Annotated in this window: 2 protein-coding genes; both read left to right on the forward strand. The window is 32.0% G+C overall.

What is annotated here, in order from left to right; translation table 11 throughout:
- The first annotated feature begins 233 nt into the window (after positions 1 to 233).
- Entirely contained in the window at positions 234 to 860 is a 627-nt protein-coding gene (locus tag AC1DJR_RS29355) for a class I SAM-dependent methyltransferase (RefSeq protein ID WP_429687339.1), read from the forward strand.
- A gap of 318 nt (positions 861 to 1,178) precedes the next feature.
- A partial coding sequence (locus tag AC1DJR_RS29360; protein ID WP_477004184.1) for a DUF7003 family protein occupies positions 1,179 to 1,549 on the forward strand: 371 nt, incomplete at its 3' end.

Consider the following 1,549-nt stretch of genomic DNA (forward strand, 5'->3'; position numbering starts at 1 on the left):
GCTTACTAACAGGCGAGGTAGATTAGTCCAAATTATTATGACTAATTATAGAGAAAAAACTGTAAATTCATTATAATTTATATATTAAAATGAAATGGAGAATGTAAGTGCAAACAAAATGGAACTTATCTGAATATGAAAATCCAAAACGATATGATATAGAAAATAAAAGTTTTTCAGATTTTCCGTTTTTACTATCATGGGCGCAAAAACTAAATATATAAAATGAATGAATTTTAGATATTGCATGTGGAACAGGGAGAGTCACTATTCCTTTTATCGAAAAAGGGTATCAAATGATTGGTATAGATATACATGAAGGAATGCTTGCTGAAGCGAAGAGTAAATCTGCGAGTTTAAAGAATATAAAGTGGTTACAGCAAGACTGCTTGCAATTGAGCGTCGAAGAAACAATTCCGTTAGCATTTATGGTAGGACATGGATTCCAACATTTTCTTACTAATACACATCAAAATCAATTATTAGCATCGATTCATAATGTAATAACTGATAATGGTATATTTATATTTGATACACGTTTTCCGTCAAAGGAAGAATTAATACAACTATCTACAGAAGAATATTGGACAACTATTACAGATGAAAAGGGAAGAAGATGTGATTTATATACTGAGATGAATTATGATTCAATTCAACAAATACAGCACTACATAACAACAAGAAGGTTTTATGAGGAGGATACGCTAGTAGAGGAACTGAAAACAACAATAGATCTTCGGTATACGTATCCGCAAGAATTGGAAAGATTACTTGTAGCGAATGGGTTTGAATTGTTACAGGTATACAATGATTGGGAGGGGAATGAGTTGCAGGAGGATTGTTATATAGTAAGTTATTAGAAAAAATGATCAAACTGTATTTCACATTAACAATAGACTATGTGTCTTTGTTTTAATTGTAAGGAAGAATAAGAGGAGCTGCAGTGGAGTGCTATGGTGGGGACTGTGTATAAAGAAAATGAAGGGTAAGGTCATAATCAAATGTTGTTTACTGAGCCATTAGAGTTTTATATAATATACAAATAAACAAAACTGGATGGTTGCCAGTTTAGAGGGACATAAAAAAATGTCCTGGTATTTAGATAATGTTTATGAGTTAAATAAAGAAAAACGAATGTAATAAAAATTTACTATACTAACTTTATGGAGAGTAATGTTATGAAAGCAGAAAAAACACTTGAAACACTAGATAGGTACGCGGAGGAGTTTGATTTTCCAGTACTTGATAACTATAATTTTGACTTAGCACAATCCAGAATATCTGTTTTTCGAGAAGAAGACAAGTGGCTCATTGTATTTGAGATTGTGGGCGTTGATGCAAACCTTGAGATATCGAATAACTTCTATGTGTATAGTAATAGCATGAGACAGCAAGGATTCTTTTCATGTTTCGATGAAATCTTAACGCTTGTAAATGAAGAATATTGGTACGATGATGAAGATCATTTCCTTGTAGATCCTTTTCATATGGAGTTACTTTTGAAAGGAGAACGTATCACTTTAACACCAACTGTAGAAGAGTATAAGCG

The sequence above is a fragment of the Bacillus sp. 05T31 genome (assembly GCF_056396725.1).